This is a genomic window from Pseudarthrobacter sp. NPDC092419 (assembly GCF_044755045.1).
GTDB lineage: Bacteria > Actinomycetota > Actinomycetes > Actinomycetales > Micrococcaceae > Arthrobacter.
Genome location: NZ_JBIVQF010000003.1, coordinates 134,629 through 160,717 on the forward strand (window position 1 = coordinate 134,629; position 26,089 = coordinate 160,717).

General features: G+C 68.1%; 25 protein-coding genes and 6 tRNA genes. 13 read left to right on the top strand and 18 right to left on the bottom strand.

All coding sequences use genetic code 11. From position 1 onward, the window contains the following. Window positions 1–7: 7 nt before the first annotated feature. The 5 genes from ACIQC0_RS06370 (at window position 8) to ACIQC0_RS06390 (ending at window position 5,248) form a co-directional block, all read left to right on the top strand. Window positions 8–985: an aldo/keto reductase gene (locus ACIQC0_RS06370; protein WP_400533432.1), complete on the top strand. Its 978-nt coding sequence runs from the start codon at window positions 8–10 to the stop codon at window positions 983–985. 2 nt (window positions 986–987) lie between these two features. Beyond that, window positions 988–2,013 carry a nucleoside hydrolase gene (locus tag ACIQC0_RS06375; RefSeq protein ID WP_400533434.1) on the top strand — a complete coding sequence of 342 codons (1,026 nt, stop codon included), beginning with the start codon at window positions 988–990 and terminating at the stop codon, window positions 2,011–2,013. 141 nt (window positions 2,014–2,154) lie between these two features. After that, window positions 2,155–2,973 (top strand): ECF transporter S component, encoded by an 819-nt coding sequence (locus tag ACIQC0_RS06380; RefSeq protein ID WP_377215563.1) that lies wholly within the window; start codon window positions 2,155–2,157, stop codon window positions 2,971–2,973. 9 nt (window positions 2,974–2,982) lie between these two features. Beyond that, entirely contained in the window at window positions 2,983–3,726 is a 744-nt protein-coding gene (locus ACIQC0_RS06385) for an energy-coupling factor transporter transmembrane component T (protein ID WP_377215564.1), read from the top strand. Between the two features lies 1 nt (window position 3,727). Beyond that, the gene (locus tag ACIQC0_RS06390; protein WP_377215565.1) at window positions 3,728–5,248 is read left to right on the top strand and encodes an ABC transporter ATP-binding protein; all 1,521 of its coding nucleotides are present in this window, start codon (window positions 3,728–3,730) and stop codon (window positions 5,246–5,248) included. Window positions 5,249–5,293: 45 nt separating this feature from the next. On the opposite strand, the gene ACIQC0_RS06395 is transcribed toward ACIQC0_RS06390, so the two are convergent. The 9 genes from ACIQC0_RS06395 to ACIQC0_RS06435 all read right to left on the bottom strand — a co-directional run bounded on the left by ACIQC0_RS06395 (window position 5,294) and on the right by ACIQC0_RS06435 (window position 15,223). Continuing rightward, window positions 5,294–7,447: a 3-hydroxyacyl-CoA dehydrogenase NAD-binding domain-containing protein gene (locus ACIQC0_RS06395; RefSeq protein ID WP_400533437.1), complete on the bottom strand. Its 2,154-nt coding sequence runs from the start codon at window positions 7,445–7,447 to the stop codon at window positions 5,294–5,296. Then, window positions 7,444–8,697, bottom strand: coding sequence for a thiolase family protein (locus tag ACIQC0_RS06400; RefSeq protein ID WP_377215567.1), 1,254 nt, complete (start codon window positions 8,695–8,697; stop codon window positions 7,444–7,446). Before ACIQC0_RS06400 ends, ACIQC0_RS06395 begins: the two co-directional genes overlap by 4 nt. 127 nt (window positions 8,698–8,824) lie before the next feature. Continuing rightward, window positions 8,825–10,168 (bottom strand): HRDC domain-containing protein, encoded by a 1,344-nt coding sequence (locus ACIQC0_RS06405; RefSeq protein ID WP_400533439.1) that lies wholly within the window; start codon window positions 10,166–10,168, stop codon window positions 8,825–8,827. Window positions 10,169–10,218: 50 nt separating this feature from the next. Beyond that, window positions 10,219–10,890 carry a DUF3000 domain-containing protein gene (locus ACIQC0_RS06410; protein ID WP_377215569.1) on the bottom strand — a complete coding sequence of 224 codons (672 nt, stop codon included), beginning with the start codon at window positions 10,888–10,890 and terminating at the stop codon, window positions 10,219–10,221. A 49-nt stretch (window positions 10,891–10,939) separates the two neighbouring features. Next, entirely contained in the window at window positions 10,940–12,046 is a 1,107-nt protein-coding gene (locus ACIQC0_RS06415) for a threonine aldolase family protein (RefSeq protein ID WP_400533909.1), read from the bottom strand. Window positions 12,047–12,097: 51 nt separating this feature from the next. Continuing rightward, entirely contained in the window at window positions 12,098–12,817 is a 720-nt protein-coding gene (locus ACIQC0_RS06420) for an SDR family NAD(P)-dependent oxidoreductase (protein WP_400533441.1), read from the bottom strand. Then, complete coding sequence (locus ACIQC0_RS06425; RefSeq protein ID WP_400533443.1) at window positions 12,814–14,181, bottom strand: DUF6421 family protein; 1,368 nt, start codon at window positions 14,179–14,181, stop codon at window positions 12,814–12,816. The genes ACIQC0_RS06420 and ACIQC0_RS06425 overlap by 4 nt, the downstream gene beginning before the upstream one ends. A gap of 137 nt (window positions 14,182–14,318) precedes the next feature. Beyond that, a complete protein-coding gene (gene msrB / locus ACIQC0_RS06430) occupies window positions 14,319–14,717 on the bottom strand; it encodes a peptide-methionine (R)-S-oxide reductase MsrB (RefSeq protein WP_377215572.1) in 399 nt (132 codons plus the stop codon). 14 nt (window positions 14,718–14,731) lie between these two features. Continuing rightward, a complete protein-coding gene (locus ACIQC0_RS06435) occupies window positions 14,732–15,223 on the bottom strand; it encodes a hypothetical protein (protein WP_377215573.1) in 492 nt (163 codons plus the stop codon). A 75-nt stretch (window positions 15,224–15,298) separates the two neighbouring features. Between ACIQC0_RS06435 and ACIQC0_RS06440 the strand changes: the two genes are divergently transcribed. Further along, complete coding sequence (locus ACIQC0_RS06440; protein ID WP_400533446.1) at window positions 15,299–16,600, top strand: alpha/beta hydrolase family protein; 1,302 nt, start codon at window positions 15,299–15,301, stop codon at window positions 16,598–16,600. Here the strand turns inward: ACIQC0_RS06440 and ybaK are convergent. Genes ybaK through ACIQC0_RS06455 form a run of 3 tightly spaced genes read right to left on the bottom strand, consistent with a single transcriptional unit; the run spans window position 16,587 to window position 18,533 of the window. Next, window positions 16,587–17,093, bottom strand: a complete 507-nt coding sequence (gene ybaK, locus ACIQC0_RS06445) for a Cys-tRNA(Pro) deacylase (protein ID WP_400533448.1) — start codon at window positions 17,091–17,093, stop codon at window positions 16,587–16,589. The two genes, ACIQC0_RS06440 and ybaK, sit on opposite strands and share 14 nt — an antisense overlap. A gap of 16 nt (window positions 17,094–17,109) precedes the next feature. Then, window positions 17,110–17,571, bottom strand: a complete 462-nt coding sequence (locus tag ACIQC0_RS06450) for a SufE family protein (RefSeq protein WP_377215576.1) — start codon at window positions 17,569–17,571, stop codon at window positions 17,110–17,112. A gap of 44 nt (window positions 17,572–17,615) precedes the next feature. Beyond that, window positions 17,616–18,533 carry a sulfurtransferase gene (locus ACIQC0_RS06455; protein ID WP_400533450.1) on the bottom strand — a complete coding sequence of 306 codons (918 nt, stop codon included), beginning with the start codon at window positions 18,531–18,533 and terminating at the stop codon, window positions 17,616–17,618. A 214-nt stretch (window positions 18,534–18,747) separates the two neighbouring features. Here ACIQC0_RS06455 and zapE point away from each other — a divergent pair, with 214 nt between their 5' ends. Next, on the top strand, window positions 18,748–19,791 hold the full coding sequence (zapE, locus tag ACIQC0_RS06460; protein ID WP_377215578.1) for a cell division protein ZapE: 1,044 nt from the start codon (window positions 18,748–18,750) through the stop codon (window positions 19,789–19,791). A 148-nt stretch (window positions 19,792–19,939) separates the two neighbouring features. On the opposite strand, the gene ACIQC0_RS06465 is transcribed toward zapE, so the two are convergent. The 6 genes from ACIQC0_RS06465 to ACIQC0_RS06490 all read right to left on the bottom strand — a co-directional run bounded on the left by ACIQC0_RS06465 (window position 19,940) and on the right by ACIQC0_RS06490 (window position 20,910). Continuing rightward, on the bottom strand, window positions 19,940–20,203 hold the full coding sequence (locus ACIQC0_RS06465; protein ID WP_400533453.1) for an antitoxin: 264 nt from the start codon (window positions 20,201–20,203) through the stop codon (window positions 19,940–19,942). Between the two features lie 158 nt (window positions 20,204–20,361). Next, window positions 20,362–20,433: transfer RNA gene (locus ACIQC0_RS06470), tRNA-Val, on the bottom strand. A 38-nt stretch (window positions 20,434–20,471) separates the two neighbouring features. Then, window positions 20,472–20,544 (bottom strand) — tRNA-Gly (locus tag ACIQC0_RS06475). A gap of 58 nt (window positions 20,545–20,602) precedes the next feature. Further along, window positions 20,603–20,677: transfer RNA gene (locus tag ACIQC0_RS06480), tRNA-Val, on the bottom strand. 42 nt (window positions 20,678–20,719) lie between these two features. Further along, window positions 20,720–20,790: transfer RNA gene (locus tag ACIQC0_RS06485), tRNA-Cys, on the bottom strand. 47 nt (window positions 20,791–20,837) lie between these two features. Then, window positions 20,838–20,910: transfer RNA gene (locus ACIQC0_RS06490), tRNA-Gly, on the bottom strand. Window positions 20,911–21,217: 307 nt separating this feature from the next. Between ACIQC0_RS06490 and ACIQC0_RS06495 the strand changes: the two genes are divergently transcribed. The 6 genes from ACIQC0_RS06495 (at window position 21,218) to rpe (ending at window position 26,050) form a co-directional block, all read left to right on the top strand. Then, window positions 21,218–21,289, top strand: a tRNA-Val gene (locus tag ACIQC0_RS06495). A gap of 119 nt (window positions 21,290–21,408) precedes the next feature. After that, complete coding sequence (locus ACIQC0_RS06500) at window positions 21,409–22,269, top strand: cytochrome (protein ID WP_377215580.1); 861 nt, start codon at window positions 21,409–21,411, stop codon at window positions 22,267–22,269. A gap of 46 nt (window positions 22,270–22,315) precedes the next feature. Beyond that, complete coding sequence (gene def, locus ACIQC0_RS06505; RefSeq protein ID WP_377215581.1) at window positions 22,316–22,900, top strand: peptide deformylase; 585 nt, start codon at window positions 22,316–22,318, stop codon at window positions 22,898–22,900. Continuing rightward, window positions 22,897–23,817, top strand: a complete 921-nt coding sequence (fmt, locus tag ACIQC0_RS06510; protein ID WP_400533456.1) for a methionyl-tRNA formyltransferase — start codon at window positions 22,897–22,899, stop codon at window positions 23,815–23,817. Before def ends, fmt begins: the two co-directional genes overlap by 4 nt. Beyond that, a complete protein-coding gene (locus ACIQC0_RS06515; RefSeq protein WP_400533458.1) occupies window positions 23,814–25,328 on the top strand; it encodes an RsmB/NOP family class I SAM-dependent RNA methyltransferase in 1,515 nt (504 codons plus the stop codon). Before fmt ends, ACIQC0_RS06515 begins: the two co-directional genes overlap by 4 nt. A 41-nt stretch (window positions 25,329–25,369) precedes the next feature. Continuing rightward, on the top strand, window positions 25,370–26,050 hold the full coding sequence (gene rpe, locus ACIQC0_RS06520; RefSeq protein ID WP_400533460.1) for a ribulose-phosphate 3-epimerase: 681 nt from the start codon (window positions 25,370–25,372) through the stop codon (window positions 26,048–26,050). Window positions 26,051–26,089 lie beyond the last annotated feature (39 nt).

Below are 26,089 nucleotides of genomic sequence, written 5' to 3' on the forward strand. Positions count from 1 at the left end.
GGGTTCCGTGACCCCGTACCGACGCGTCGGCAAATCCGGACTTACTGTTTCCGCGGTGGGCCTGGGCTGCAACAACCTGGGCCGTGCCAACACGGCCACCGAATCCCAGGCCGGCACTGATGCGGTGGTCCGCGCAGCCCTGGACGCCGGCATCACCCTGTTTGACGTCGCCGACACCTACGGCCGCGAGCCTGGCCTGAGCGAAACGATGCTGGGCAGGGCCCTGGGCGGACGCCGGGCCGAAGCGGTGCTGGCCACCAAGTTCGGCATGGACATGAAGGGGGCCAACGGCGCCGACTACGGCGCGCGGGGTTCGCGGCGGTACATCATCCAGGCCGTGGAGTCCTCCCTCCGCAGGCTGGCGACAGACTGGATCGACCTTTACCAGTTCCATACGCCGGATCCGCTGACGCCCATCGACGAGACCCTCGCAGCCCTGGACGGCCTGGTCCGCAGCGGCAAGGTCCGGTACATCGGCCACTCCAACCGGGCCGGCTGGCAGATCTCGCAGGCTGAATACGTTGCCCGCGAACTCGGCAGCAGCCGCTTCATCTCCACGCAGAACCACTACAACCTCCTGGACCGGCGCGCTGAACTGGAGGTCATGCCGGCTGCCGAGGAATTCGGCCTCGGGGTGTTGCCGTACTTCCCGCTGGCCAACGGGCTGCTGACCGGGAAATACGCTCCGGGCCGGGCTCCGGAGGGATCCCGCCTCAGCCACACCCGGACCCACATGGTGGAAGACGCCGACTGGGACCAGCTGGGCAGGTTCAGCCTGTTCGCACGGGAGCGCGGGCTGACCGAGGTGCAGGTAGCCTTCTCCTGGCTCGCGGCCCAGCCGTCCGTGGCCAGCGTCATCGCCGGCGCCACGAGCCCCGGGCAGGTACGCGAGAACGCGGCCGCCGCCGGATGGGCGCCGTCGGTGGAGGATCTCGCGGAACTGGACGCCATCTTCCCACCCGTTCCCAAAGTGGCCCTCTTCTAGCCGTGGCCGCCTTCCTGCTGGACGTGGACACCGGCATCGACGATGCCCTGGCCCTGGTGTACCTGGCCGCGCTGCCGGACACCGAATTCGCCGCCGTCACGGCCTCGCCCGGCAACGTGGACGCGGACCAGGTGGCCCGCAACACCCTTGCCCTGCTGGAGCTTTGCGGCCGGCCGGACGTGGAGATGGCCATCGGGGCCCGCGCCCCCCTGTCCATCCCGTTGCTCACCACCCCCGAAACCCACGGGCCGCAGGGCATCGGCCACGCCCTGCTGCCGGAACCGCAGGGACGGCTCTCGGCGCGCAACGCCGTCGACCTTTGGATTGACAAGGCCCGGGCACGCCCGGGCGAGCTGACGGCGCTCATCACCGCGCCGCTGACCAACTTTGCTCTGGCGCTGCGGCAGGAGCCGGAGTTGCCGGAACTGCTGGCCGGTGTAGTGATCATGGGCGGGTCTTTCTTCTACCAGGGCAACACCACGCCCACCGCCGAGTGGAATACCCACGTGGACCCGCACGCGGCCAAGGAAGTCTATGCCGCCTACCGCGGCCGGCCGCTGGAGAAACTTCCGGTGGTCTGTTCCCTGGACAGCACGGAGCGGATGGAGCTGCACCCGGAACACGTCCGCCTGCTGGCAGAAGCGGCGGGCGCAGCCGTTCCCGAACTGGTGCTGCCGGACCAGCCGGAAGGGCAGCGCAGCACCTCGGACAACCGGATCATCCGCCACCTGTCGGACGCCCTGCGGTTCTACTTCGAGTTCCACCGACGCTACGACCAGGGCTACCTGGCCCATGTCCACGACTTCTTCGCTGCGGGCGTGGCAGCCGGCACCCTGGAGTATTCTGCCCGGCCTGCCACGGTGGACGTGGAAGCTGATTCGCCGCTGCTGGCCGGGACAACCGTTGCCGACTTCCGCGGCCTCTGGGGATTCCCCCCGAATGCCCGCATTGTCACCGACAACAACCCCGCGCAGGCCTTCGCTGAACTGGTGTCGACGGTCGGCCGCCTGGCGCGGGAACGCGGCTGAGCGGCGGCCTGTCCCGGCGGTAGAATGGGGGCGGTCCGGCCAGGCACTGCTGCCCGGCCGCCGCTGCCGAGGTGACATAGGCGGCGTTCCCCAGGGCCCGGAACCTCCGGGCCTCCCGCGCCTGCACCCAAAGGAAACCGCATGTCATCGCCCTCCCTGACGTTGCCGTCCCCGGCACCCGCCGCCGCCCGCAGGCGCCGCCTGCTCGAGATCCTCGGCGCCGTGGCCATCGCCGGCACCTACATCTACCTTGTCCTGAACCAGCCGGCAGATATCACAGGGGGCCCCGGCAGCGCCTCGGCCCTGATCGCACTCTCCGGCTTCCTGGCAGGCGCCGTCCTGCTCATCGTCGCCGTCCTGCCCACCCTCCCCACCTCCACGCTGGTGCTGATCCCGGTGGCGCTGGTGCTGAACATCGTGCTGGGCCAGTTCGTGGGCAGCACCCTGGTTCCGTTCTACCTGGACGCGATCGGCACAGTCCTCATCGCAGTCCTCGCGGGCCCCGCCGCCGGTGCCGCGACCGGCGTTCTCAGCAGCATCGTCTGGTCCTTCTTCAACCCCACGGTCCTGCCTTTCGCCGCCGGCGCCGCGCTGATCGGCTGCCTTGCCGGGCTCGCCGCCCGTTACGGGCTCTTCCGCCGCTTCTACCTGGCCCCCGTGGCCGGCTTCGCCACTGGCATTCTGGCCGGCGTGGTCTCGGCGCCTGTCGCGGCCTTCGTCTTCGGCGGCACCTCCGGCGTTGCCACCGGAGCAATCGTCAGCGCCTTCCGCGCCATGGGCGACTCGCTGCTGACCGCCATCACCAAACAGGCCCTGATTTCTGACCCGATGGACAAGGCGATCGTCTTCACTGTCGTGGCCATCCTGGTCTACGCCCTCCCGCGCCGGGCCCGCCTGCAGTTCCCGTTCGTCCGCCGCCACAGGGTGCTGGCCGGCAAGGTTCCCGGACAGGACGCCTAGGCAGCATCCATGCGTCTACACCCGCTGACCTCGCTGGCAGCGGCCGGCAGCACTGCGGCCATAACGACTGCGGCGGCGAGCCTGCCGCTCTCGCTGGCCGTAACCGCCGGCTGCGCTGCGCTTGCGTTTCAGGGCGGGACGGCGCGCCGGGTGCTTCCAGCGGCAGCAGCCGTGCTGCTGCCGCTGGCTGTCTCGCTGCTCATGGTGCATGGGTTATTTTTTCCTGAGGGACGTACTGTTCTGGCGCAATGGGGGCCGGTGCGGATCACCGCTGAGGGGCTGGCGTTCGCGCTGGAACGGACGGCCCTGCTGGCCGCCGTGGTGGTGTCTCTGCTGCTGTTCTCCTTCACCGTCAGGGTGCCGGACCTGGTGGCTGCCCTGTCCGCCCGGGGCGTCAGTGGCAGGGTCGCCTTTGTCCTGGCATCCACCCTGACGCTGCTGCCTGCGATTACAGCCAGGACCGCGGTGATCCGGCAGGCCCAGGAGGCGCGCGGCCTCGTCATCCGCCGCGGGCTCCTCCACCGGATGGCGTCGTTCCGGCTGCAGGCGGTACCGCTTGTCTTGTCGCTCGTCGAGGAAGCCGGCACGCGTGCCGCGGCCCTCGACGCGCGCGGCTTCAGCAGCAGCGGTCCGCGCACCAGCTACCGGGAAGTGCCCGATTCCCGCGGGCAGCACATCCTGCGCGCCGCGCTGGTGTTGGCTGCAGTCGCGGCCATTGGTGCGCGGCTCTGGACCACCGCGGCGGGGACCTAGCATGCACGCTACCGCCACCCCGGCCCTGGCAGCTTCCATCCGGTCCTTTGCCTTCCACGGCGAAGACACGCCCGCCCTGGCCGGGCTTGAGCTGTCCTTCGTTCCGGGGTCCCGTACCGCCATCATCGGCGCTTCCGGCAGCGGCAAATCCACTCTCGGCAGGATTCTGGCTGGCTGGCTGATGCCCGGAAGCCACGGCACATTCCATGGCCGCCTCGCCGCGGCGGGCACCGTCCTGGAGTTCGACGGCGGCCCCGACGACCCGCGGATCGACCCCGCGGCGTGGGGCAGGCTGGTGGGCTTCGTTCCGCAGGACGCCGCTGCGGCCATGTCCACCGTCCGTGCCACCGTGGCCGAGGAACTGGCGTTCGGGCTCGAGAACGCCGGCGTGGAACGGGCCGCCATGGTGGCTGCCGTGGAACGCACTGCCGGGCTGGTGGGCCTCTCCAGGCTCCTGGAGCAGGACCCTGCAACGCTGTCCGGCGGGCAGCTCCGCCGCCTGGCCATCGGCTGCGCCGTCATCGCCGATCCGCCCGTGCTGGTGCTTGACGAGCCGGCCGCCTCGCTGGACGGCGGGGGCCTGGCAGAACTGACGCTGCTGGTGACAGACCTCGCAGCGGCGGGCACCGCCGTCGTTATCCTCAGCCAGGCCGTGGACGACCTGGTCCTGGCCGCCCCGGACTGGGTTGTCCTTTCGGCCGGCAAGGCCACGGCGCGCGGGCACCGGGATGAATTCCTCCGCGGGGACGCGCCGTTGCCCGCCTCCGTCCGCAGGCCCCTCTTCGGCAAGCCTGGAACCCCGCCCGATGCCGCCCCTGCGGCCCGTCCCGCCGAGTCAGGCAAACCGTCCGGAGCAGCGCTGGAATTCCGGGCAGTGGCGTTCAGCTATGCCGCCGTCCGTGCCGACAGTCCGGCACATCCTGTCCTTCATGGCGTTGACCTCACGGTGCGGCCGGGGGAAGTCGTGGCTGTCACGGGTGCCAACGGCGCCGGAAAATCCACGCTGCTGCGCCATGCGAACGGGCTGCTGCAGCCGGACCGTGGCGCCGTCCTGGTGCAGGGGTGCGGCATTGCCGGCAAACCCGTCGGGGACGTGGCGGCGGCCGTGGGATTCCTGTTCCAACATCCGCGCCACCAGCTCTTTGAACGTACCGTCCTGCGGGAGGTCAGGTTTGGCCTGGACCGGCTTTTCCCGGCTGTGGAAGCGGAGCGGCGCGCCCGCGCAGCGCTGGAGGCCGTTGGCCTGGCAGCCGAGGCGCTGGCCCACCCGGCGGAACTTCCGGGCTCACGCCAGCGCCTGCTGGCCCTCGCCACCGTCCTGGCCCGCCGGCCCGCCGTGCTGGCCCTTGACGAACCCACCGTGGCTCTGGACGCGGATGGCCTGGCCGTCCTGGATGCGGCCGTGCGGTCCGCTGCGGCGGAGGGCGCCGCCGTCGTACTGGTCACGCATGACCTGGACTACGCACGGACGGCGGCGCACCGTGTCGTGGCGCTCGACGGCGGCCGGCTGGCAGGGCACTAAGCACACCTGCCAGCCCCGAAACGCAAGCCCCGACTACCAGTCCAGTTACGCCGGACGCGGCCGGGATGCGGTGCCCGGCGGGAGGAAACGCCTGCCGTTGACGCGTTCGGAGGCACCCATCCGGTCGAGGTACGGGGTGATGCCGCCCAGGAACATGGGCCAGCCGGCGCCCAGGATCATGCAAAGGTCGATGTCCTCGGGGCCGGCCACCACGCCTTCGGAGAGCATCAGTCCGATTTCCTCCGCCAGGGCATCCTGGGTCCGCCGCAGCACCTGGTCCGCCGTCGACGGCGAGCTGCCCTGGGAGAGCAGCGACATGGTGGAATCCGGGATGGACCGCGTTCCGTCCCCGTTATCCGCCCACAGGGTCCGCACGCCGTTGTCGATGAGCTTCTGCAGGTTGGTGCTCACCGGGAAACGGTCGCCGAACGCTTCGTGCAGGGATTCCTGCACGTGCTGCGCTACGGGCAGGCCAACCATGGCGAGCAGCGTAAAAGGGGTCATCGGCAGCCCCATGGGGCGCAGCGCGTTGTCCGCCACCCCGGCCGGAGTTCCCTCGTCAAAGGCCGCCGTGACCTCACCCATCAGCCGCAGCAGGATGCGGTTGACCACGAAGGCAGGGGCATCCTTGACCAGTACGCCGGTCTTCTTCAGGGCCTTGGCCAGCTCGAAGGCCGTGGCCAGGACGGTGTCGTCCGTGCGGGGGGCGCGGACGATTTCCAGGAGCGGCATCACTGCCACAGGGTTGAAGAAGTGGAAGCCCACCAGCCGTTCCGGATGCTGCAGGTCGGCGGCCATCGCGGTGACGGACAGCGAGGACGTGTTGGTGGCCAGGATGCAGTCCTCGGCCACGATGGCTTCCAGCTCCGCGAAGACCTGCTTTTTGACGGCCAGCTCCTCAAAGACGGCCTCGATGACGAAGTCTGCGTCCGCGAAGGCCTGCTTGGATACCGATCCTGTCACCAGTGCCCGGGTGCGGTTGGCCGCGTCCTGGCTGAGGCGCTTCCTGGCCAGGAGCTTGTCCACCTCGGCGTGGACGTAGGCCACTCCCTTGTCCACCCGTTCCTGGTCTATGTCCGTGAGGACCACGGGAACCTTAAGCTGCCGGGCAAACAGGAGGGCCAGCTGGCCTGCCATCAGCCCGGCGCCCACGACTCCGATCTTGGTGACCGGGCGGGCGAGTTTCCGGTCGGGGGCCCCGGCAGGCCGTTTGGCGCGCTTCTGGACCAGGTCGAGGAACGCGTAGACCGTGGTCCTGAACTCGTCCGTCTGCATCAGGTCCGCGAGCGTTTCGCATTCCAGCGCAGCTGACTCGGCCTGGGTCATGGTGCGGTTGGCTTCCATGACATCCAGGACCTTGGCCGGCGCCGGCGCGGCGTTGGAGATCTTTGCCTCAACGAAGGCGCGACCGGCCGCAACGGCGTCGGACCAGCGGGCGGCCGTCTCCGGGGATGACGGGTCCACAGCGTGGGGCCGTTCGGGAACCACCTCGCCGGAAATGACTTTCGCGGCCCACGCCAGGGACTGTTCCAGGAAGTCCGCCGGCTCGAAAAGGGCGTCCGCGATGCCCAGCTCGAAGGCCTGGGGGCCCGTGAGCGTGCGGTTGTTGCTGAGCGGGTTTTCGATCATCACCCGCACCGCATTTTCCGGACCGATCAGGCGCGGCAGGATATACACGCCGCCCCAGCCAGGGACCAGCCCGATGAAGGCCTCGGGCAGGGCCAGGGCGCCGGCACCGGTGGACACTGTTCGGTAGGTGGACTGCAGCGCGACCTCCAGGCCGCCGCCCAGTGCCGCACCATTGATGAAAGCAAAGCTGGGAACGCCCAGGTTGGCCAGTGTCGAGTAGACATCGTGGCCCAGCTGAGCCATCAGGCGGCCATGTTCACGCTCCTCGAGTGACTTCACGGCGGAGAGGTCGGCGCCCGCCACCAGGTAGTACGGCTTGCCGGTGATGCCGACGCCAACGATCTCGCCGCGGGCTGCCCGGTCGCGCAGGCCCTCCAGGATTGAGCCCAGCTCCACCAGGGTGTTCGGTCCCAGGGTGGTCGGCTTGGTGTGATCCAGGCCGTTGTCCAGGGTGACCAGGGCGAAGGTGCCGCCGGCGGCGGCGGGAAGCTGGATGTCCTGGACGTAGGAGTGGGTGACGGTCTCGGCGGGAAAGAGGTGGGCGAAAGTGGTGAAATCTGCTGCGCTCATGCCGTGGCTCCTTCGGTGACGGTTCCGCTGTAGGCGGGGTGGTGCGGGTTTTCCCAAATGACGGTGGCGCCCATGCCCAGTCCAACACACATCGTGGTGATGCCGTAGCGGACCGAGGGGTCTTCCTCGAACTGGCGCGCCAGCTGGATCATCAGCCGGACGCCGGAGGACGCCAGCGGGTGGCCCACGGCAATGGCGCCGCCGTACCGGTTGACCCGGGGGTCGTCGTCGGCAATGCCGAAGTGCTCCAGGAAGCTGAGCACCTGGACAGCGAAGGCCTCATTGATTTCGAACAGCCCAATGTCCCCAATGGACAGTCCGGCGTTCCGAAGCGCCTTTTCCGTAGCGGGGACGGGACCGATGCCCATGACTTCCGGTGCGACGCCGGCGTAGGCGTAGCTGACCAAACGCATCCGCACCGGCAGGCCGAAGGCTTCGGCAGTTTCCGCGGAGGCCAGCAGTGCTGCCGTTGCGCCATCGTTGAGGCCGGCCGCGTTGCCTGCGGTAACCCGGCCGTGGGCACGGAACGGGGTCCGGAGCGACGCCAGGTCCTCCATGGTGGTGTCCGGCCTCGGAGGCTCGTCCACGCTGTGGACGGTCCAGCCCTGGCCAGGCTTACGGGCCGCGACGGGCACCAGGTCCGGCTGGATCTGCCCGGCGCCATAGGCGGCGGCCAGCTTGCGCTGCGACGCCACGGCGTAGGCGTCAGCCCGTTCCTTGGTGATGGACGGGAACCGGTCATGCAGGTTTTCGGCGGTGTTGCCCATGTTCAGGGCGGCCGGATCCACCAGGCGTTCGGACATGAACCGGGGGTTGGGATCCGCGCCGGAGCCCATCGGGTGGTTGCCCATGTGCTCAACTCCGCCGGCAATGACCACGTCGTAGGCACCGAAACCAATGCCTCCGGCGGTCGACGTCACTGCTGTCAGGGCGCCCGCACACATCCGGTCGACGGCGAATCCGGGCACCGTGCGGGGTAGCCCCGCCAGCAGTGCCGCGGTGCGGCCGAGCGTCAGGCCCTGGTCGCCGGTCTGGGTGGTGGCGGCGATCGCAACCTCGTCAACCTTTTCGGGCGGCAGCGAGGGGTTGCGGCGGAGCAGTTCGCGCAGGCACTTGACGATTAGGTCGTCCGCGCGGGTGCCGGCGTAGATTCCTTTTTCACCGGCCCGGCCGAAGGGGGTGCGGAGGCCGTCGACAAAGACGACGTCGCGGATGGTGCGCAGTGGTGCGCCGCTTCCGTGGTGGCTCACGTGTAACTCCTCATTGAGACGTAGGCGCCCGTTGCATGCCGCGGTAGGGCAGGCAGGGCGGCAGTAACCACGATGTTACTCGCGAGTAACTTAGCCTGCAAGGGCGGTCCCAATGTTGCTGCGGGGTTTACTCCCCGGTGGCAGCTGTCGGCGTCTTCGCCTCTTTTGGTTCCTTGGGCGGCAGGGGCTGGGGATCAAGGAAGGCTCTGGTCATGAGCGGCGCGGTGAGCTCCACCTGCCACTCCCGAGCGCCCAGGCTGCGCAGTTCCGCCGCAATGGAGGCCTCGTCCAGTTCGGTCGGCGGCCGCCAGGCCACGCGGCGGAGGTGGTCCGGGGTGAGGAGGTTCTCCAATGGCAGCTTTAGCTGGTCCGCCTTCTCCTGCAGCAGGGGGCGGGCGGTGGCCAGGCGGGCCGCGGCTTCCGGATCCCGCTCGGCCCAGACCCGGGGCGGCGGGGGTGCATTGGTGGGCAGGTGCAGCGGAGGCAGGTCTTCGAGGTCCCTGGCTGCGGCAATGCAGCGCAGCCACCGCGGCGCTTCACGTTGGGCTGCCCGGCCGTGGAATCCCTTGGTTCCGAGCAGCTGCGGCACCGTAGTGGGCATCGCCTTAGCTGCCGCGACCAGTGCGGAGTCCGGAATGAGCCGCCCCGGGGCCACGTCGCGCTTTTGGGCGAGGGAGTCGCGTTCGAGCCAGAGTTCACGCACCGCGGCCAGTTGACGGCGGTCCCGGATCTGGTGCAGTCCGGACGTTTTCCGCCAGGGGTCCACGCGGGGCGGCGCCACGCCGGCGGCCAGGATGGCTGCGAATTCCTGTTCGGCGTAGTCCAGCTTTCCGTCCGACTGGAGGAGTTCGATGAGTTCTTCGCGGAGCTCTGTGAGCACTTCGACGTCGAGGGCGGCGTAGCGCAGCCAGGGTTCGGGCAGGGGCCTCGTTGACCAGTCTGCGGCGGAGTGTTCCTTGGCCAGGCCGAAGCCCAGGAGTTGTTCGATCACTGCGGCCAGGCCGACGCGGGGCAGGCCGGCCAGGCGTGCAGCAAGTTCCGTATCGAACAGGCGGTCGGGCCACATGCCCAGTTCCAGGAGGCATGGCAGGTCCTGGCTGGCAGCGTGGAGGATCCATTCGACGCCGCTGAGCGCATCATTGATGATGTCCAGATTCTCAAAGGGCTCGGGATCGATCAGCCAGGTACCGGATCCTTCCCTGCGGATCTGGACCAGGAAAGCTCTCTGGCCGTAGCGGAATCCGGAGGCGCGTTCGGCGTCCACCCCGGCAGGGCCGGTGCCGGCCGCGATGGCGGCGGCACAGCGCTCCAGGCCGGACTGCGTTTCGATTACCAGCGGGACGCCGTCGCGGGGTGCGTCCAGGTCGATGACGGCGGGGATGGGGCTGTCGAAGCCTTCTACGGTGATGTGGGGTGCGGTATCAGCAGCCGGGGCGCCGGCCGTGGTGTTTTCCGGAGTGTCAGGGGTCATGGTGTCCTTCAGTTTACCCGGCGGCGGCGTCCGGGCTCCGTTCCCGCCCGTCATCCGGGGTGCGTGCCCGGGTTCCGGCGGCGCTGGGGCAGTGCCGTTACACCGTCGGGCAGGGGTGGGAGGCCGGCGAAGGTACACACCATGTCGCACCATGCTTCCAGGTGCGCTGTGACGTCGGACGATGCCGGGGTCCACGACGCGCGCAGTTCGATGTCGATGGTTCCGGGGCGCCCGGCCAGCGTCCCGAAGCTTTCGGACAGCACGCGGGTGGCGGTTCCGCCGGCGGCCCGGTAGGCGGCGCGGTGATTCTCCAGGGCTTCTATGAGCCAGGTCCATGCCACCGATCCGAGCATCTCGTCGTTGCCCATGTCCGGCTCGAGTTCGGCCCGGATATAGGTGACAATCCGGAATTCGCCGTCCCAGACGTCCGGACCCGCGGGATCGTGCAGGAGGATGAAACGGCCCGTTGCCAGTTCGGTTTCCGAGTCGTCGCCTGTGGCAGGCGAGGCCGCCAGTGCCATGCGGGCCGGGCCGTGGACGGCCGCGGCGGGGGTTCCCGCGCCCGGGGCCAGGACTTCTGCGCCGAGCGCAACTGCGAAGGGGGCCAGCCGCGCAGGCGCAGGAATTTCAGCAAGCCGGAGTTCGCGGCGGCTCTTGGCTTTCCTGAGGGTTCCCAAGGCGTGCCGAAACGCCGGGGGAACCTGGTCAAGTGCGTTCACCATCGCAGATTACGCACATCCGCCTGGCAAGCGGGGAAGGCTCGCCGTCGGCTCAGTCGGCGGCGCCGCCCTCGGCAGCATTGTGTCCCCGGAGTTCCCGCCGGATCGCTGCGGCGAAGGCGTCGATGTCCTCCTCGGTGGTATCGAATGAGCACATCCAGCGTACTTCGCCGGTTGCCTCGTCCCAGTCGTAGAACCGGAACGATTCCCGCAGCCGGTCGGCAACACCGGCGGGCAGGACCGCGAAGACGCCGTTCGATTCGGTCTTCTGCGTGGGCCGGACGCCCGGAACGCCTTCGACGGCGGCGCGCAGTCTCGTAGCCATGGCATTGGCGTGCGTCGCGGAGCGGAGCCAGAGGTCGCCTTCGAGGAGCGCGATGAATTGGGCGGACATGAAGCGCATCTTCGAGGCCAGCTGCATATTCATCTTGCGAAGGTAGACCAGGCCGTGTGCGGCGTCGGGGTTCAATGCCACCACCACTTCGCCGTAGAGCAGCCCGTTCTTGGTCCCGCCAAAGGAGAGGATGTCCACCCCGGCGTCGCGGGTGAAGGCCCGCAGCGGCATGTCCAGGTGGGCCGCCGCGTTGGCAAGACGGGCGCCGTCCATGTGCAGCTTCATGCCCTTGGCGTGCACGTGGTCGGAAATGGCCCTGATTTCCTCCGGCGTGTAGCAGGTGCCCAGCTCCGTGGTTTGCGTGATGGATACGGCCAGCGGCTGGGCGCGGTGTTCGTCGCCCCAGCCCCAGGCTTCCCGGTCGATCAGCTCGGGGGTGAGTTTTCCGTCGGGGGTGGGAACCTGCAGCAGCTTAATGCCGCCGATCCGCTCCGGTGCGCCGTTCTCATCCATGTTGATGTGCGCGGTGGCGGCGCACACCACCGCGCCCCACCGGGGGAGCAGCGACTGCAGCGACAGGACATTGGCCCCGGTTCCGTTGAAGACAGGAAAGCATTCGATGCCCGGGCCGAAATGCTGCTCCATGACCTCCTGGAGCCGGGCGGTGTACTGGTCCTCGCCGTAGGCCACCTGGTGGCCCTCGTTGGCGGCGGCCAGCGCCGCGAGGATTTCGGGATGCACGCCCGAGTAGTTGTCGGAGGCGAACCCGCGTACCGAGGGGTCGTGGAGGCGCGCGGCGGTTCCGGCTTCGGCAGTGGTTGTCATGGCTTTGCTCACACTTTCAGTCTAGGTATTGCGGCCGGTCATCTGCGGCAGTCACGGGGCCAGGCGTATGCGCGTCCCGTTCAGTGCCGCCGCGGGCTGGGCAAACAGGCGTACGACGGCGGCTGCCAGGTCGGCGACGTCTGTCGCCCCGGGGAAGGACCGTTCCGGGTGCTTACGGCGGATTTCATCGTCCACCAGGGCCTTGACCACGAGGATGACGGCGGCCGCATCACCTTTGCCGGCTTCGGCGGCGCGGCGGAATCCGTCGGCCATGGCCATGGTCCAGGCCTCGGCCGCGGCCTTGGCGGCGGCGTAGTTTGCCAGGGCGGCCGTGGGTTTTTCCACCGTGGTGGAAGAGACCATGGCGAACCGGCCGCGGGGGGAAGCGGCGAGATCGTCAAAGAAGGTCCGGGACACGTTCCGCAGGGTGGTCACCGATCCGCGCTCCAGGAAATCCCAGTCCTCGTCGGTCTGGTCGGGTATCCCGTGCCCGCCCCGCCAGCCGCCCACCAGATGGACCACCCCGCCCATCCGCACGCCGTCCGCCGCCAGGGCGCTGTGAAGCTCCCTGACGGCGTCGGCAGCGGCGAGGTCGCACACGAGGGGAGTGACGCCGTCGCCCGCTTTAGACGCAGCAGTGTCAATCCGGTCCCGGTCCGATCCCACCGCGAACACCCGGTGACCCGCGGCGCGGAGGGCCCGCGCGGCAGCGATGCCCGAGGCGCCGCTGCCGCCGGTCACCAGGATGTTCAAGCCCGCGTCAGCGGTCACAGGGCGGACCGGCCCGTGACGCCGGCAGTGGATTCGATGACGGGGCGCATTTTCTTCTCCAGTGCCTCGTAGAACATGGACAGCGGGAACTCGTCGTCCAGCACCTGGTCCGTCAGCCCGCGCGGGGGACCGGCCAGCGGCAGCGCGTCAGGACCCTTGGCCCAGAGTGACGCCGGGTTGGGCGTGACGGTAGCAGCGATGAGCTGGTACGCGGCAAGCCAGTGCGCGGTCTTGGGCCGGTCGATCGAGCGCCAGTAGAGGTCGTCAATTTCGGCACCCAGGGCGATGACGGAGTCGGCCACCTGGTCCCAGTCGATGGCCAGCCGGGTGTCCGTCCAGTGCAGGACGTGGTGCTGGTGCAGCCACGCGAAGAGCAGCTGCCCGCCCAGGCCGTCGTAGTTGCGCACCCGGCTGCCGGTGATGGCAAACCGGAAAATACGGTCGAAGATGATCGCGTACTGGACCAGCCGGGCGTGGCGCCGGGCTTCGGGATCAGCGTCCTCGTCCTTTTCGATCCGGACCGACTCGCGGAAGGCGGTGAGGTCGCACCGCAGCTCTTCCAGTGAATACAGGAAGTAGGGCATCCGCTGCTTGATCATGAACGGATCGAAGGGCAGGTCCCCGCGCATGTGGGTGCGGTCATGGATGAGGTCCCACATGACGAAGACGGACTCGGTCAGGTCCTGGTCCGCCAGCATTTCTGCGGCGTCCTCAGGAAGCTCCAGCTGTGTGGTGGCCGCGGCGGCCTTGAGCACCCGGCGGAACCGGGCGGCCTCGCGGTCGGCGAAGATGGCGCCCCAGGTGAAGGTGGGGGTGCTGGAGACGGCAACTGTTTCGGGGAAGAGTACGGCGGAGTTGGTGTCGTAGCCCGCCGTGAAGTCCAGGAACCGGATAGGGACGAACAGCTTGTTGGAGTAATCGCCCGCTTCCAGCCCGGCGATGAATTCGGGCCAAATGACTTCGATGAGGACCGCTTCCACCAACCGGTTGCTGCTGCCGTTCTGGGTGTACATGGGAAAGACCACCAGGTGCTGCAGGCCGTCCACGCGCTGCTCCTGGGGCTGGAAGGCAAGCAGCGACGACAGGAAGTCGGGTGAGCCGAAACCGCCGGCTGCCCAGGTACGGAAGTCCGTGCAGACCGCCTCAAGGTAGGCGGCATCATGTGGGAAAGCCGGAGCCAGGGCGCGGACGCTCTCAATGATCACATCCACATGGGCTGCGGCGTCGGCGTGGGTGGCGGCGTCCGGAACGGACCCGTCCTGTGCCTGCAGCGGCTGCAGTTCCGCTGCAGCGGACTTGAGCCGGAGCCAGTCCTTGTTGTCCGCGGAAATGCGGGTAGCGGCGGTGGTCAGGGTTGCGGTCATCGTCGGCTGCCTTTCTGTTGCTGTGCTCTGTTGCGAGCCTAGCAAGCCGTCAGCATGGCTAACTCAAATAATGCCCAAGCCTAAGAAACGCTTTCGCTAAGGGGTGTCCGCGACGCATCGAGGAATACCTCTGGACATCAGTCCTCCTGCGGGACCAGACGGAGCGATACCGAGTTGATGCAGTACCGCTGGTCCGTCGGGGTGGCGTACCCCTCGCCCTCGAAAACGTGCCCCAAATGGGAGTCGCAGTTGGTGCAGCGGACTTCGATCCGGTCCATGCCCAGCGTGCGGTCGTGGATATACCGGACCGTGCCCTCGGTCAGCGGTGCCCAGAAAGACGGCCAGCCGCAGTGCGAATCGAACTTCTCCTTGCTGGTGAACAGTTCTGCACCGCACGCGCGGCACTGGTAGACCCCGGCGGTATGGGTATCCCAGTACTCGCCCGTGTACGGCCGTTCCGTGCCGGCCTGCCGAAGGACGTGGTACTCCTCAGGGGTCAGTTCTTCACGCCACTGCGCATCTGTCTTCGTCTCCATGGCTTGTATAACGCCTACGAGTCGCCGATAAATCCCGAGCCGGCGTAGAGGTGAAGCACCGGGACCCCCAACTGGTCCTGGGCCTTGTTGGCCCAGTCCGTGTGGAAAGTATCGGCCACCGCATGCGGCCGGGTGATCACCACAGCCTGGGACGCGCCGGTCTCCCGGACCTTGGCCACGAGCCCGTCCACGGCCCGGCCCTCCAGCACCTCGCCGGTCACGCCCGAGCCCAGGCCAGCCAGGGCACTGAGGGATGCCGCCAGGGCCTCGGCTGCATGGGCGCGCTCCGTGCCGGGATCCGGTGCGTGGGACGTCAGGTCGCGGAAGGCCTTGGCGATCTCCAGCATGGAAAGATTCTCGAGGAAGTCCACCAGGAGGTGCCGCTCCGTGTTGGCGGGAACCAGGACCAGCAACTGCGTGTCCGTCCCGTCCACCAGCCGTTCGATGTTCAGGCGGTCGTCCGCCCCTAGCGGTTCTTCGGTCAGGATGACGATGGGATCACTCATGGCCTTAGCCTAGTCCGGCGGCTGCCCGCCCGCACCAATTCGGGCTTCCCCGTGCGCGGCGGTAAGAATAGTGCCATGGCATTCCTGCAGCGATCCAGCACAGCGCCCGCCCCCGTCCCGGAACCGGGTGGGATGTCTCTTCGGACCAAGTGGGCCGTCGGCGGCGCGATCGCGGGTGGCAGTATCGCCGGTCTCCTGGCCACAGGCTCGTCCGCGCTGGCCGTGTATTTTGCCCGCCGCGTGATTACCCCGGCCCGCCAGCGCGCCTCGGACCAGGAGGTCCTTGCTGTAATCCGGGACGGCAGCAGCCTGCAGGTCATTTTCGCCGCCACCGATGACACCACGGTGGACGGGACGTATGGCTTCTTTTTCGACGGAGGCAAAGGGCATGCGCGCATCGGCCGCATCGTGTCGTACTCACCGGCGGACAGGACAGTCCAGCGCGAAGTGGAAGCCGTGTACGCCGGAGACCTCTCCACGGCCCGCTGGGGCTGGTGGAGCGGCGCCCTCTACCCCGATCCGGACACTGTCGGGCTTCCCGCCGAAGAGGTGCTGATCGAGGTGGAACGCGGGCAGGCCCCCGCGTGGCTGGTGCGTGCCCGCGGGACCGCGCGCACCTGGGCCATCATGGTGCACGGCCGCGGCGCCACGCGCCAGGAGGGGCTGCGCGCCGTGGGGCCGGCGCTTGAGCTGGGGCTGACCAGCCTGGTGGTGTCCTACCGCAACGACGGCCAGGCGCCGTCAGCCGACGACGGGCGCTATGGGTTGGGTTCCACGGAGTGGCGCGATGTCGAGGCGGCGATCGCCTACGCGCTGGCGAACGGGGCGGAGGAGATCATCCTTTTCGGCTGGTCCATGGGCGGAGCGATCTGCCTGCAGACGGCGGACCAGTCCCGGTACCGGCACCTGATCAGGGCCATGGTGCTTGACGCTCCGGTCATCGACTGGGTGAACGTCCTGGCGCACCACGCCCAGCTGAACCGCATCCCGTCGCTGGTGGGGCGGTACGGGCAGCTGATGCTCGGGCATCCGCTGGGACGGCGGCTCACCGGGCTGTCCGCCCCGGTGGACCTGAAGGCCATGGACTGGCTGTCCCGTGCCGTGGAGCTGCGCACGCCCACCCTGATCGTGCACAGCGTGGATGACGAGTATGTGCCGTACGGGCCGTCGGCCCTGCTTGCGCAGCGCAACCCGGAGATGGTCACGTTCGAGTCGTTCGACCGTGCCCGGCACACCAAGGAATGGAATGTCGACCCGGAGCGGTGGGAAAGCCTGGTCAAGGCGTGGCTGCGGGGCAGGCTGGCGCCACGGTCCAACCCCGGCGGTGCCATGGCACCGGTCGGATCGCTTCAGGACATCCCGGCTAAGCGGAGCTGATCGCTGCTGTGGCAGCGTCGGTGAGGCGGACGAGGTCGGCGGGTGCGAGCTCAATGTCCAGCCCTCGCCGGCCGCCGGATACCAACATTGACTCCAGCGACAGGGCGCTGGAGTCCAGGACGGTGGGGGAGGGAAGCCGCTGGCCCAGCGGCGAGATGCCCCCCAGGACGTAACCGGTGCGGCGCTGGGCCGCAGCGGGGTCGGCCATCGCCGCCTTCTTGGTGCCCATGGCCGCTGCAAAGGCCTTGAGGTCCAGGGTGCCGCTGACCGGGACTATCCCCGCCGCGAGCCGGCCATCCACCTCCACCATGAGCGTTTTGAAGACCCTCGCGGGGTCGACGCCGAGGAGAGCTGCGGCTTCAGCACCATAACTGGCGGCCGCGGGGTCGTGGTCGTAAGGGTGGAGCACAAAGGAAACCCCGGCGGCCGCGAGTGCGGCCGTGGCCGGGGTTCCCTGTGCTGATGCGTTGCGCGCCGCGTTCCTGCGTGCCATCACAGCCCGCTCCCGGCTAGGACTGCGGTGCCGGAAGTGCAGCCACCTTGCGCTTGATGCGGCCCAGCATCGCTGTCATGCCGCGCATGCGCAGGGGAGTGATGGCCCGGGTGAGGCCCAGCAGTTCGGGCATGTCGTCCGGAACGGAGAGGATGTCCTCCGCCGGAAGCCCGTCGAGGCCTTCGTGGAGTACGCCGGCGAAACCGCGGGTGGTGGGCGCCTCGGCGGGTGCCTTGAAGTAGAGCCTGACCGCCGGGGAGGCGCCGCCGTCGTTCTCCTCCGCCTCGATGGTGAGGAACAGCGGCGACTGGCACTCCACCACCTGCTCCAGCAGTTCCGGGTGGTCCTGGAGCCGCTCGGGGAGCTCCGGGAGCCCCTGGGAAAACTCCAGCAGGAGCTGCAGGCGCTCGGGTTCGGAGACTGCCTGGAAGTCGTCCACGATGGCCGCCAGGGCGGAAGGCAGGGCTTGGGTACTCATCGGTCCAATTCTACGCGGGAGTGGTTGACGGCGGGCCGGGGCGCTCAGGCCGTCACGGGGAGGGCCCCGCGCTCGGTGCCCTTGACGATCGGCACGCGGACGGCGTTGCCCCATTCCGTCCAGGAGCCGTCGTAGTTGCGTACGGTGTCGAAGCCCAGGAGGTACTTGAGCGCGAACCAGGTGTGGCTGGAGCGTTCACCGATCCGGCAATAGGCCACCACGTCGTCTCCTGGCGTCAGTCCGGCCTCGCCCAGGTAGAGCGCCTCAAGCTCTTCGCGGCTGCGGTAAGTACCGTCCGGGGCGGCGGCGCGGGCCCAGGGGATGGAGGCCGCGGTGGGGATGTGGCCGCCGCGGAGGGCGCCTTCCTCCGGATAGGCCGGCATGTGGGTGCGCTGGCCACTGTATTCCTCGGGGGAACGGACATCAATCAGCGGCTTGCCCAGGTGCGCCAGGACGTCGTCCTTGAAGGCCCGGATGGGGGCATCGTTGCGCTCCACCACCGGGTAGTCGGCGCGGGCCGGGGAGGGCTTTTCCGTGGCGAGGCTGCGACCTTCGGCGATCCACTTGTCGCGGCCGCCGTCCAGGAGGCGCACGTCCTCGTGGCCGAACAGGGTGAAGACCCAGAGGGCATAGGCGGCCCACCAGTTGGACTTGTCGCCGTAGATAACCACGGTGGTGTCCCGGGAGATGCCCTTCGACGCCGCCAGTTCGGCGAAGGCAGTGCCGTCCACATAGTCGCGGGTCACTTCGTCATTGAGGTCGGTGTGCCAGTCGATCTTTACGGCCCCGGGAATGTGGCCGGTTTCGTAGAGCAGCACATCCTCGTCGGATTCCACCAGGACCAGTTCGCCGTTTTCCACGGCTCCGCTATCCAGTGCGGCAGCCAGCCAGTCCGTGGACACCAGGCGCTCCGGATGGGCGTAGGCAGCGAACTTCTCGTTCTGTTCAACCGGGTAGGTCATGTCATGGCCTTTCGTTGGGTGCGCGGTCAGCCGCGGGGCGGGCAGGGAAACCTGTTCCCACCCTAGCCAGCACCCCGGAGGATGTCCGTATTCCGTTAACAGGAGGAAATGTTGCCTTCCTCACGCCGGGCTGCCCGGGCGTTGGCGAAAGCCGGGCCTCCGTTCCATTGCCGGTATCCTTTCTGGGGACCAACCACGACCAGAACGGACCACCTTGGTACAGATCGAACAGCTCGCCGCCCGCACTCCGGCAGTCTCGGTGGATGAGCTCCTGAAGGGTTTCTACCCGTCGCCGCGGTTTGGCCAGGTCTCCTTCGCCAGCTACCGCCCGGATCCCAAGCAGCCCAGCCAGGCCGCTGCGGTCCGCGCGCTGGAGCATTTTGCCGGCGCAGTGGGTGCCGGCAATGGGGGCGGGGGCCTCTTCAAGAAGCTGTTCGGCAAGAAGGACGACGCCGGCCGGGCCGGAATCTACCTGGACGGCGGCTTCGGCGTCGGCAAGACCCACCTGCTGGCATCGCTTTGGCACGCGGCCCCGGGCCCCAAGGCGTTCGGCACCTTTGTTGAATACACCAACCTCGTGGGTGCGCTGTCCTTCCGGAAGACCGTCGAGGCGCTGAGCAGCTACAAGCTCGTGTGCATTGACGAATTCGAGCTCGACGATCCCGGTGACACGGTGCTCATGTCCCGCCTGATGCGGGAACTGGCCGACGCCGGCGTGAAGCTGGCTGCAACTTCCAACACCCTGCCTGGTTCCCTGGGCGACGGCCGGTTTGCCGCCGTGGACTTTCAGCGTGAGATCCAGGTCCTGGCGGACCAGTTCGACGTGATCCGGATCGACGGCGAGGATTTCCGCCACCGCGGTCTGCCAGCGGCGCCGGCACCGCTGAAGAACAGCGACCTCCCCGGCCGCATGAAGGCGGAGTTCGACGGCAAGACCGTGGCGCAGGACGAGTTCGGCACGCTGATCCACCATCTCGCCGGTGTGCACCCCAGCCGGTACCGCCAGCTGATCGACGGGGTCGACGCCGTGGTGTGGCGCAACGTTGAAACCATCACCGAGCAGGCCGTGGCACTGCGCTTTGTGGTCCTCGCCGACAGGCTGTACGACAAGGACGTCCCGATCCTCGCCAGCGGAGTTCCGTTCGACAAGCTCTTCACCGAGGAGATGATGACCGGCGGCTACATGAAGAAGTACTTCCGCGCTGTTTCCCGCCTCACGGCGCTGGCCCGCGAGGGCCAGAACCACGAGCCGTCCTGACCGGGCACTGAACCGCGCCCCCGAAGCCCGTTGGGCCGGCGTCGTCCTTAAATGCCTAAGGCCTTAAACGCCAAAGGTGCAGGTGCCGCCTCCCGGCGGGACCCGCACCCCCTTGACGTGCTAGGGCAAGACCCTGGCCAAATCCTTGTTACGGAGTCCTGTCAGCCGGCGGAACCGGGTTGACGGGGGTGACCGGCGGAACCTGCTCAGCGGCAGGTGTCTGGCCCGGGGTTCCGTTCTTGTCAATGAGCTTGGAAGCGCCATCCTGGACCTTGTCGACGTGGCCCGAGTACTTGCCTCCGGTCTTGGTGTCGACGAAGTCACCGGCCTTGTTGATGCCGTTCTTGATGGCCTGCTCGTTGCCGCGGATGAGACCCTGAGCCTTGCCCTTTAGATCGTCAATCAGTCCCACGAGCACCTCCCTTCAATCGCGGAGCCAGGTCGCTCCTCCGCGTTCGATCCTAGCCCCGCGGTGAACACCCAACAAGGAAACCGGGGTCATTGGCCGTTCGCCCGTAGCGGATGCAGGCTCCGGGCAAGAAAAAAGCAGCTCCGGGGAGCTGCTGCATGTGGGCGATACTGGGATCGAACCAGTGACCTCTTCCGTGTCAGGGAAGCGCGCTACCGCTGCGCCAATCGCCCGGAACCGGAAGTCCGGCTTATGGGATTTAGGGTTAGAGAGCGGACGACGAGATTCGAACTCGCGACATCCACCTTGGCAAGGTGGTGCTCTACCAGCTGAGCTACGTCCGCGTATGAAGTGCGTTCCGGCTGGAGCCGGTGCGTACTGCATGAAGCAAGTTTCCTTGCTTGGTGGGCGATACTGGGATCGAACCAGTGACCTCTTCCGTGTCAGGGAAGCGCGCTACCGCTGCGCCAATCGCCCATACTTCTCCGGATGATGCCCGGAAAACCATGGTTTTCACCGAGGTGGGTACGGGATTCGAACCCGTGTATACGGCTTTGCAGGCCGCTGCCTCGCCTCTCGGCCAACCCACCGTGTAAGCGTCGGTTCCAAAAAACCTATGCCGTGACAGTGTCCTGCGAGCGGACGACGAGATTCGAACTCGCGACATCCACCTTGGCAAGGTGGTGCTCTACCAGCTGAGCTACGTCCGCATTGTTGAGGCTTGATTCCCTGCCGTTCCCGGCATTTCCTCGCGTTCCAACGAGTAAAAACAATATAGGAGGTTCGGGGATTCTCCAAATCGATGCCTTCGGTACCGGGCCTAATGGCCCTGCTTCCCAGTAATGGCAAGGGTTTCTCCAAGTTACAGCCCTGTAATTTACGGCGCCGGCAGGAGGGGCGGGGATGCAGGGCCGACTGGGGCGGGGCGGCCAAAGCATAGCGCCACCCGGGTGCGCGGACGCCGCTGGGGCTGATTTTTGAATTGGCCGCAACGTGGGCTAGCATTCAAATGCATCGGGGCGATTGGCGCAGTGGTAGCGCGCTTCGTTCACACCGAAGAGGTCACTGGTTCGAACCCAGTATCGCCCACGCACAAGGGTCCGTTTCCGCTCATCAGCAGCGGAAACGGACCCTTTCTTCATGTCCGGCCGTCCCCGGGAACAGATCCGGACCTGTGATTGTCAGCCCCCTGTGAAAGAGTCTTTTCCATGACCGATCCACTGCTCGCCCACGCCACGGAATACGGCCGGATGTATGCGCGGTCCACCACCGCACCGTTCTCCGTACCCTCCATCACCACAGTGATCAGCCAGCAGCCGCACGGGCTGGACGGCTGGTTCGGCTACATGGGCGCCAGCAGCCTGGCGAAGGACCCGCTGCTGGCAGACTGCCTTGGCAGCCCTGCGAAGATCCGGCAGGCCGTCAACCGTGCCGCCAAAGCTGCCGAGGCCTACCGGGATGAGGCAGCGCAGCGCGGGGACCGGGTACATAACTACTGCGAGCAGGTGGCCTTGCGTGCCCTGGGCCGTCCGCACGGCATGAAGGAAGCGCGCGAGGCCCTCGCTGCGAACGGTGAAGAAGCCTTTGCCGTCAGGTTCGATGAGTGGTGGGAGCTCTACCGGGTGGAGCCCATCGCTCCGGAGATTACGGTGTGGAACAACGCCGTGGGCTATGCCGGCACGCTGGACCTGGTGGCCCGGATCAACGGCCGGATCTGCCTGATCGACTACAAGACCAAGGGGACCACGCGCGACGGCCAGGTGAAGCCGCTGGATGACAAGGTGGTCATGCAGTTGGTAGCCGGCATGAAGGCCGAGGAAAGCCTGGTGGATCCGCAGGAAGGGACCTGGGAGGCGTGGAAGCACGGCGACGACCCCGTTCTCCTCGCGGTCGCCATTGGGGAAACGGAGGTGCGCCCTGTGCGGGCCAACCCTGAAGTTCTGAAGCACCACTGGTGGAAGTTCTGCGCCCTGCGGCGCGTCTGGGAGCTCTCCGCCGATACCCTCAGCGCCGGTCCGGCGCTGCTGCCCATTGCACCGCCGCCGCTGCCACAGGTACGTACCGCCTAAACTGGAGCCATCCCCTGTTGCCGCCAACCGTGAGGACAAAACCCGCATGGCAATTCTGAATATCCGCATTATCGGAGACCCCGTGCTGCGCACGGTCGCCGACCCCGTGACGGAGTTCGGGCCCGAGCTGGCCAAGCTGGTCGCCGACATGACGGAGACCATGGAGGACGTGGAAGGGGCAGGCCTGGCCGCCCCGCAGGTGGGCGTGAGCCTGCGTGTGTTTACCTATCGGATCGATGGCGTCGAAGGACACATCATCAACCCCGTCCTGGAAAACTCGGAGGACCACCAGCCGGACCAGTCCGAAGGCTGCCTCTCCATTCCCGGGCTGGCGTTCCCGGTCCGGCGCTTCCGGTCCACCCGCGTCACCGGTGTGGACGTGCACGGCAACCCGGTCACCATCGAAGGCGAAGGGATGCTGGCGCGCTGCTTCCAGCACGAAAACGACCACCTGGACGGCATCCTCTATACGGACCGGCTCGAGGGTGAGGACCGGAGGGCGGCCCTCCGTGCCATCCGCGCCGCGAACTACGATGCGGTGACCGAACGCACGACGTCGGCCCGCGCCAAATCCGTTGGTTCCAGTTTTGGCGGTTCCGGCTCAGCTTTTGGTGCGGGCGCCGCCGGGTGAGGGTTCTCTTTGCGGGGACTCCCGCTGTCGCCGTGCCCTCCCTGGACGCGCTGGTTGAGGCCGGCTTTAACGTCGTCGCCGTCCTGACCCGGCCCGACGCGCCGCTAGGGCGCAAACGGGTGCTCACGCCGTCGCCCGTTGCCGCCCGTGCTGCCGAGCTGGGCCTCCCGGTGATCCGTGCCGCGAAGGTCGATGCCGAAGCCACGGCCGCCATTGCCGCCGCCGAACCTGACGTGGCTGCCATCGTTGCCTACGGCGGGCTCGTGCCGCCCGCTGCCCTGGCCGTGCCCCGGCACGGCTGGATCAACCTGCATTTCTCCCTCCTGCCTGCCTGGCGAGGCGCTGCCCCCGTGCAGCGCGCTGTGATGGCCGGCGATGACGTGACCGGCGCTGTCACCTTCCAGTTGGAAGAAGGCCTGGACACCGGACCTGTCTTCGGGACGCTCACTGAAACTGTGGGCCCGGAGGACACCGCCGGCGGGCTGCTGGAGCGGCTCTCCCGCAGCGGCGCCGTGCTCCTGGCCCAGACGCTTTCCGCCGTCGAGTCAGGCAGGGCCGTGGCAGTGCCCCAATCCGGGGACATCACGCTGGCGCCCAAGCTGACCCTCGAGGACGGGCACCTTAACTGGAGCCACCCGGCGTTGGCCGTCGGACGGCAGGCCCGCGGCGCTACCCCGGAACCGGGTGCCTGGACCATGCTGGCAGGGCAGCGGGTCAAGCTTGAACCCGTCCGGCTCCGGCCTGACGTGACGGGCCTGGCACCAGGGGCGGTGGAGCTCCGCGGCAAGAGCGTCCTGGTGGGAACGGCCTCCCATGCGGTGGAGCTGACCAGGATCCAGCCCGCCGGAAAGAAAATGATGGCCGCAGCCGACTGGGCGCGCGGCATGGCTTCACTGGAAGGCGTGGTATTCGAATGAGCAGTTCCGGCGGACGCGGCAAGGGCGGCCCCAAGGACAGCAGCCGGCGCAATGCCCAGGGCAGGGAACGCAACCGCGGACCGCGCACCTACACCGGCCAGGCACCCTCCCAGCGCACCAGGCGGGCCGACCCGGCACGACTCGTGGCCTTCGAAGTGCTGCGCACCGTAGCCTCCGAGGACGCCTATGCCAACCTGGTGCTGCCGGTGCGGATCCGCCACCACGGCCTCGACAGGCGCGACGCCGGGTTTGCCACCGAACTCACCTACGGCGCCCTGCGCGGCCAGGGAACGTACGATGCCATCCTGGCCCGCTGCGTGGACCGTCCGCTGGACCAGCTTGACCCTGCCATCCTGGACGCCCTGCGCATCGGCGCCCACCAGCTGCTTGCCATGCGCGTTCCCGCCCACGCGGCCCTGGACCAGACGGTAGGCCTGGCGCGGGCCGTCATCGGCGCAGGTCCCTCTGCCCTGATCAATGCCGTGCTCCGGAAAGTCTCCGCGCACAGCCTCGACGAATGGCTGGACGCCCTGGTGGCAGGCGAAACAGACCAGACCCGCATCGCCGCGCTGCGCCATGCGCACCCGGAATGGATCGTGCGCGCCATGCGCCAGTCCCTGGTGGCGCACGGCCGCCCGGCCACGGAAATAGACAGCCTGCTCGAAGCGGACAACGCGGCGCCGGTGGTCAACCTCGTGGCCCTGCCCGGCCTGGGTAACCTGGACGAGGCCTTGGAAAACGGGGCAACCCCCGGCGAGCTCGTAACAGGATCCGCGCTGTCCAGCGGCGGAGACCTGGGCAGGCTCGCATCGGTCCGCGAAGGCACCACCAGGGTCCAGGACGTGGGTTCGCAGCTGGTCGCCCGGGCCATGGCCGGGATTGAACTGGACGGCGCCGGTGAGCCGGACAGCGCCGAATCTTGGCTGGACCTTTGCGCGGGGCCCGGCGGCAAGGCGGCGCTGCTGGCGGCACTGGCCAACGAGCGCGGCGCCACCCTGCTGGCCAACGAGCCCGCCCCCCACCGTGCCAAGCTGGTGGGCCAGGCCCTGGCGGCCCTGCCGCAAGGCACCTGGCGGGTCCGTACCGGCGACGGCCGGGACCTGGGGACAGAACAGCCGGCGCAGTTCGACCGCGTACTGGCGGATGTGCCCTGCAGCGGACTCGGTGCCCTCCGGCGCCGCCCCGAATCCCGCTGGCGCCGCACGCCCAAGGACCTGGCGGACCTTGGCCCCCTGCAGCGTGAACTTCTGGCCTCCGCCATCGCCGCCGTACGGCCCGGGGGAGTTGTGGCCTATGTGACGTGCTCGCCGCACCCCGCAGAAACCACTGCGGTGGTGACGGACGCGCTGCGTAAGCGTGACGACCTGGAGCTCCTTGATGCCGGTGCCGCGCTGGACGCCGTGAGCCTCACCGGGAACCTCGGGGCCGGACACGACTCCACCGCCCAGCTATGGCCGCACATCCACGGAACGGACGCCATGTTCCTGGCGCTCATCCGGAAAAAGGCCTGACAATCCCCGAATCCTGCCAGTACCAGTGAAAGGCGCGCCCTGTGACGCAGTGCTGCATCAACCCGAGCATCCTGTCCGCCGACTTCGTCAATCTTGAGGCGGAACTGCACCGCATCGCCTCGGCCGACGCTGTGCATGTCGACGTCATGGACAACCACTTCGTACCCAACTTGACCATCGGCCTCCCGGTGGTCAAGCGGATCCAGGAGGTCAGTCCGGTGCCGCTGGACGCGCACCTGATGATTTCGGATGCGGACCGCTGGGCCCCGGACTTCGCCTCTGCCGGCCTCGCATCCGTCACCTTCCACGCGGAAGCCTCGATCGCCCCGGTCAAGCTGGCGCGGGAGTTGCGCGCCCGCGGCGCGAAGGCAGGCATGGCGCTGCGCCCGGCCACTCCGGTTGAGCCCTACCTGGACATGCTGCCGGAACTGGACATGCTGCTGGTGATGACCGTGGAGCCCGGCTTCGGCGGCCAGGCGTTCCTGGATATCACGCTGCCCAAGATCCGGCGGGCCCGTGCGGCGATCGACGGTTTGGGCATCGGTGTGGCGCTGCAGGTGGACGGCGGGATCACGGAGGAAACCATTATTCGGGCGGCGGAAGCCGGTGCCAACGTCTTTGTGGCGGGCTCCGCGGTTTACGGGGCCGACGATCCTGCCGCTGCCATCGGGCGGCTCCGCGACGCCGGCAGCCGGACGTTACGCACGGCGTCGGCGGAATAGCCGGAGGCTGCCGTAGGTTGTGGCACAATAACAACACAC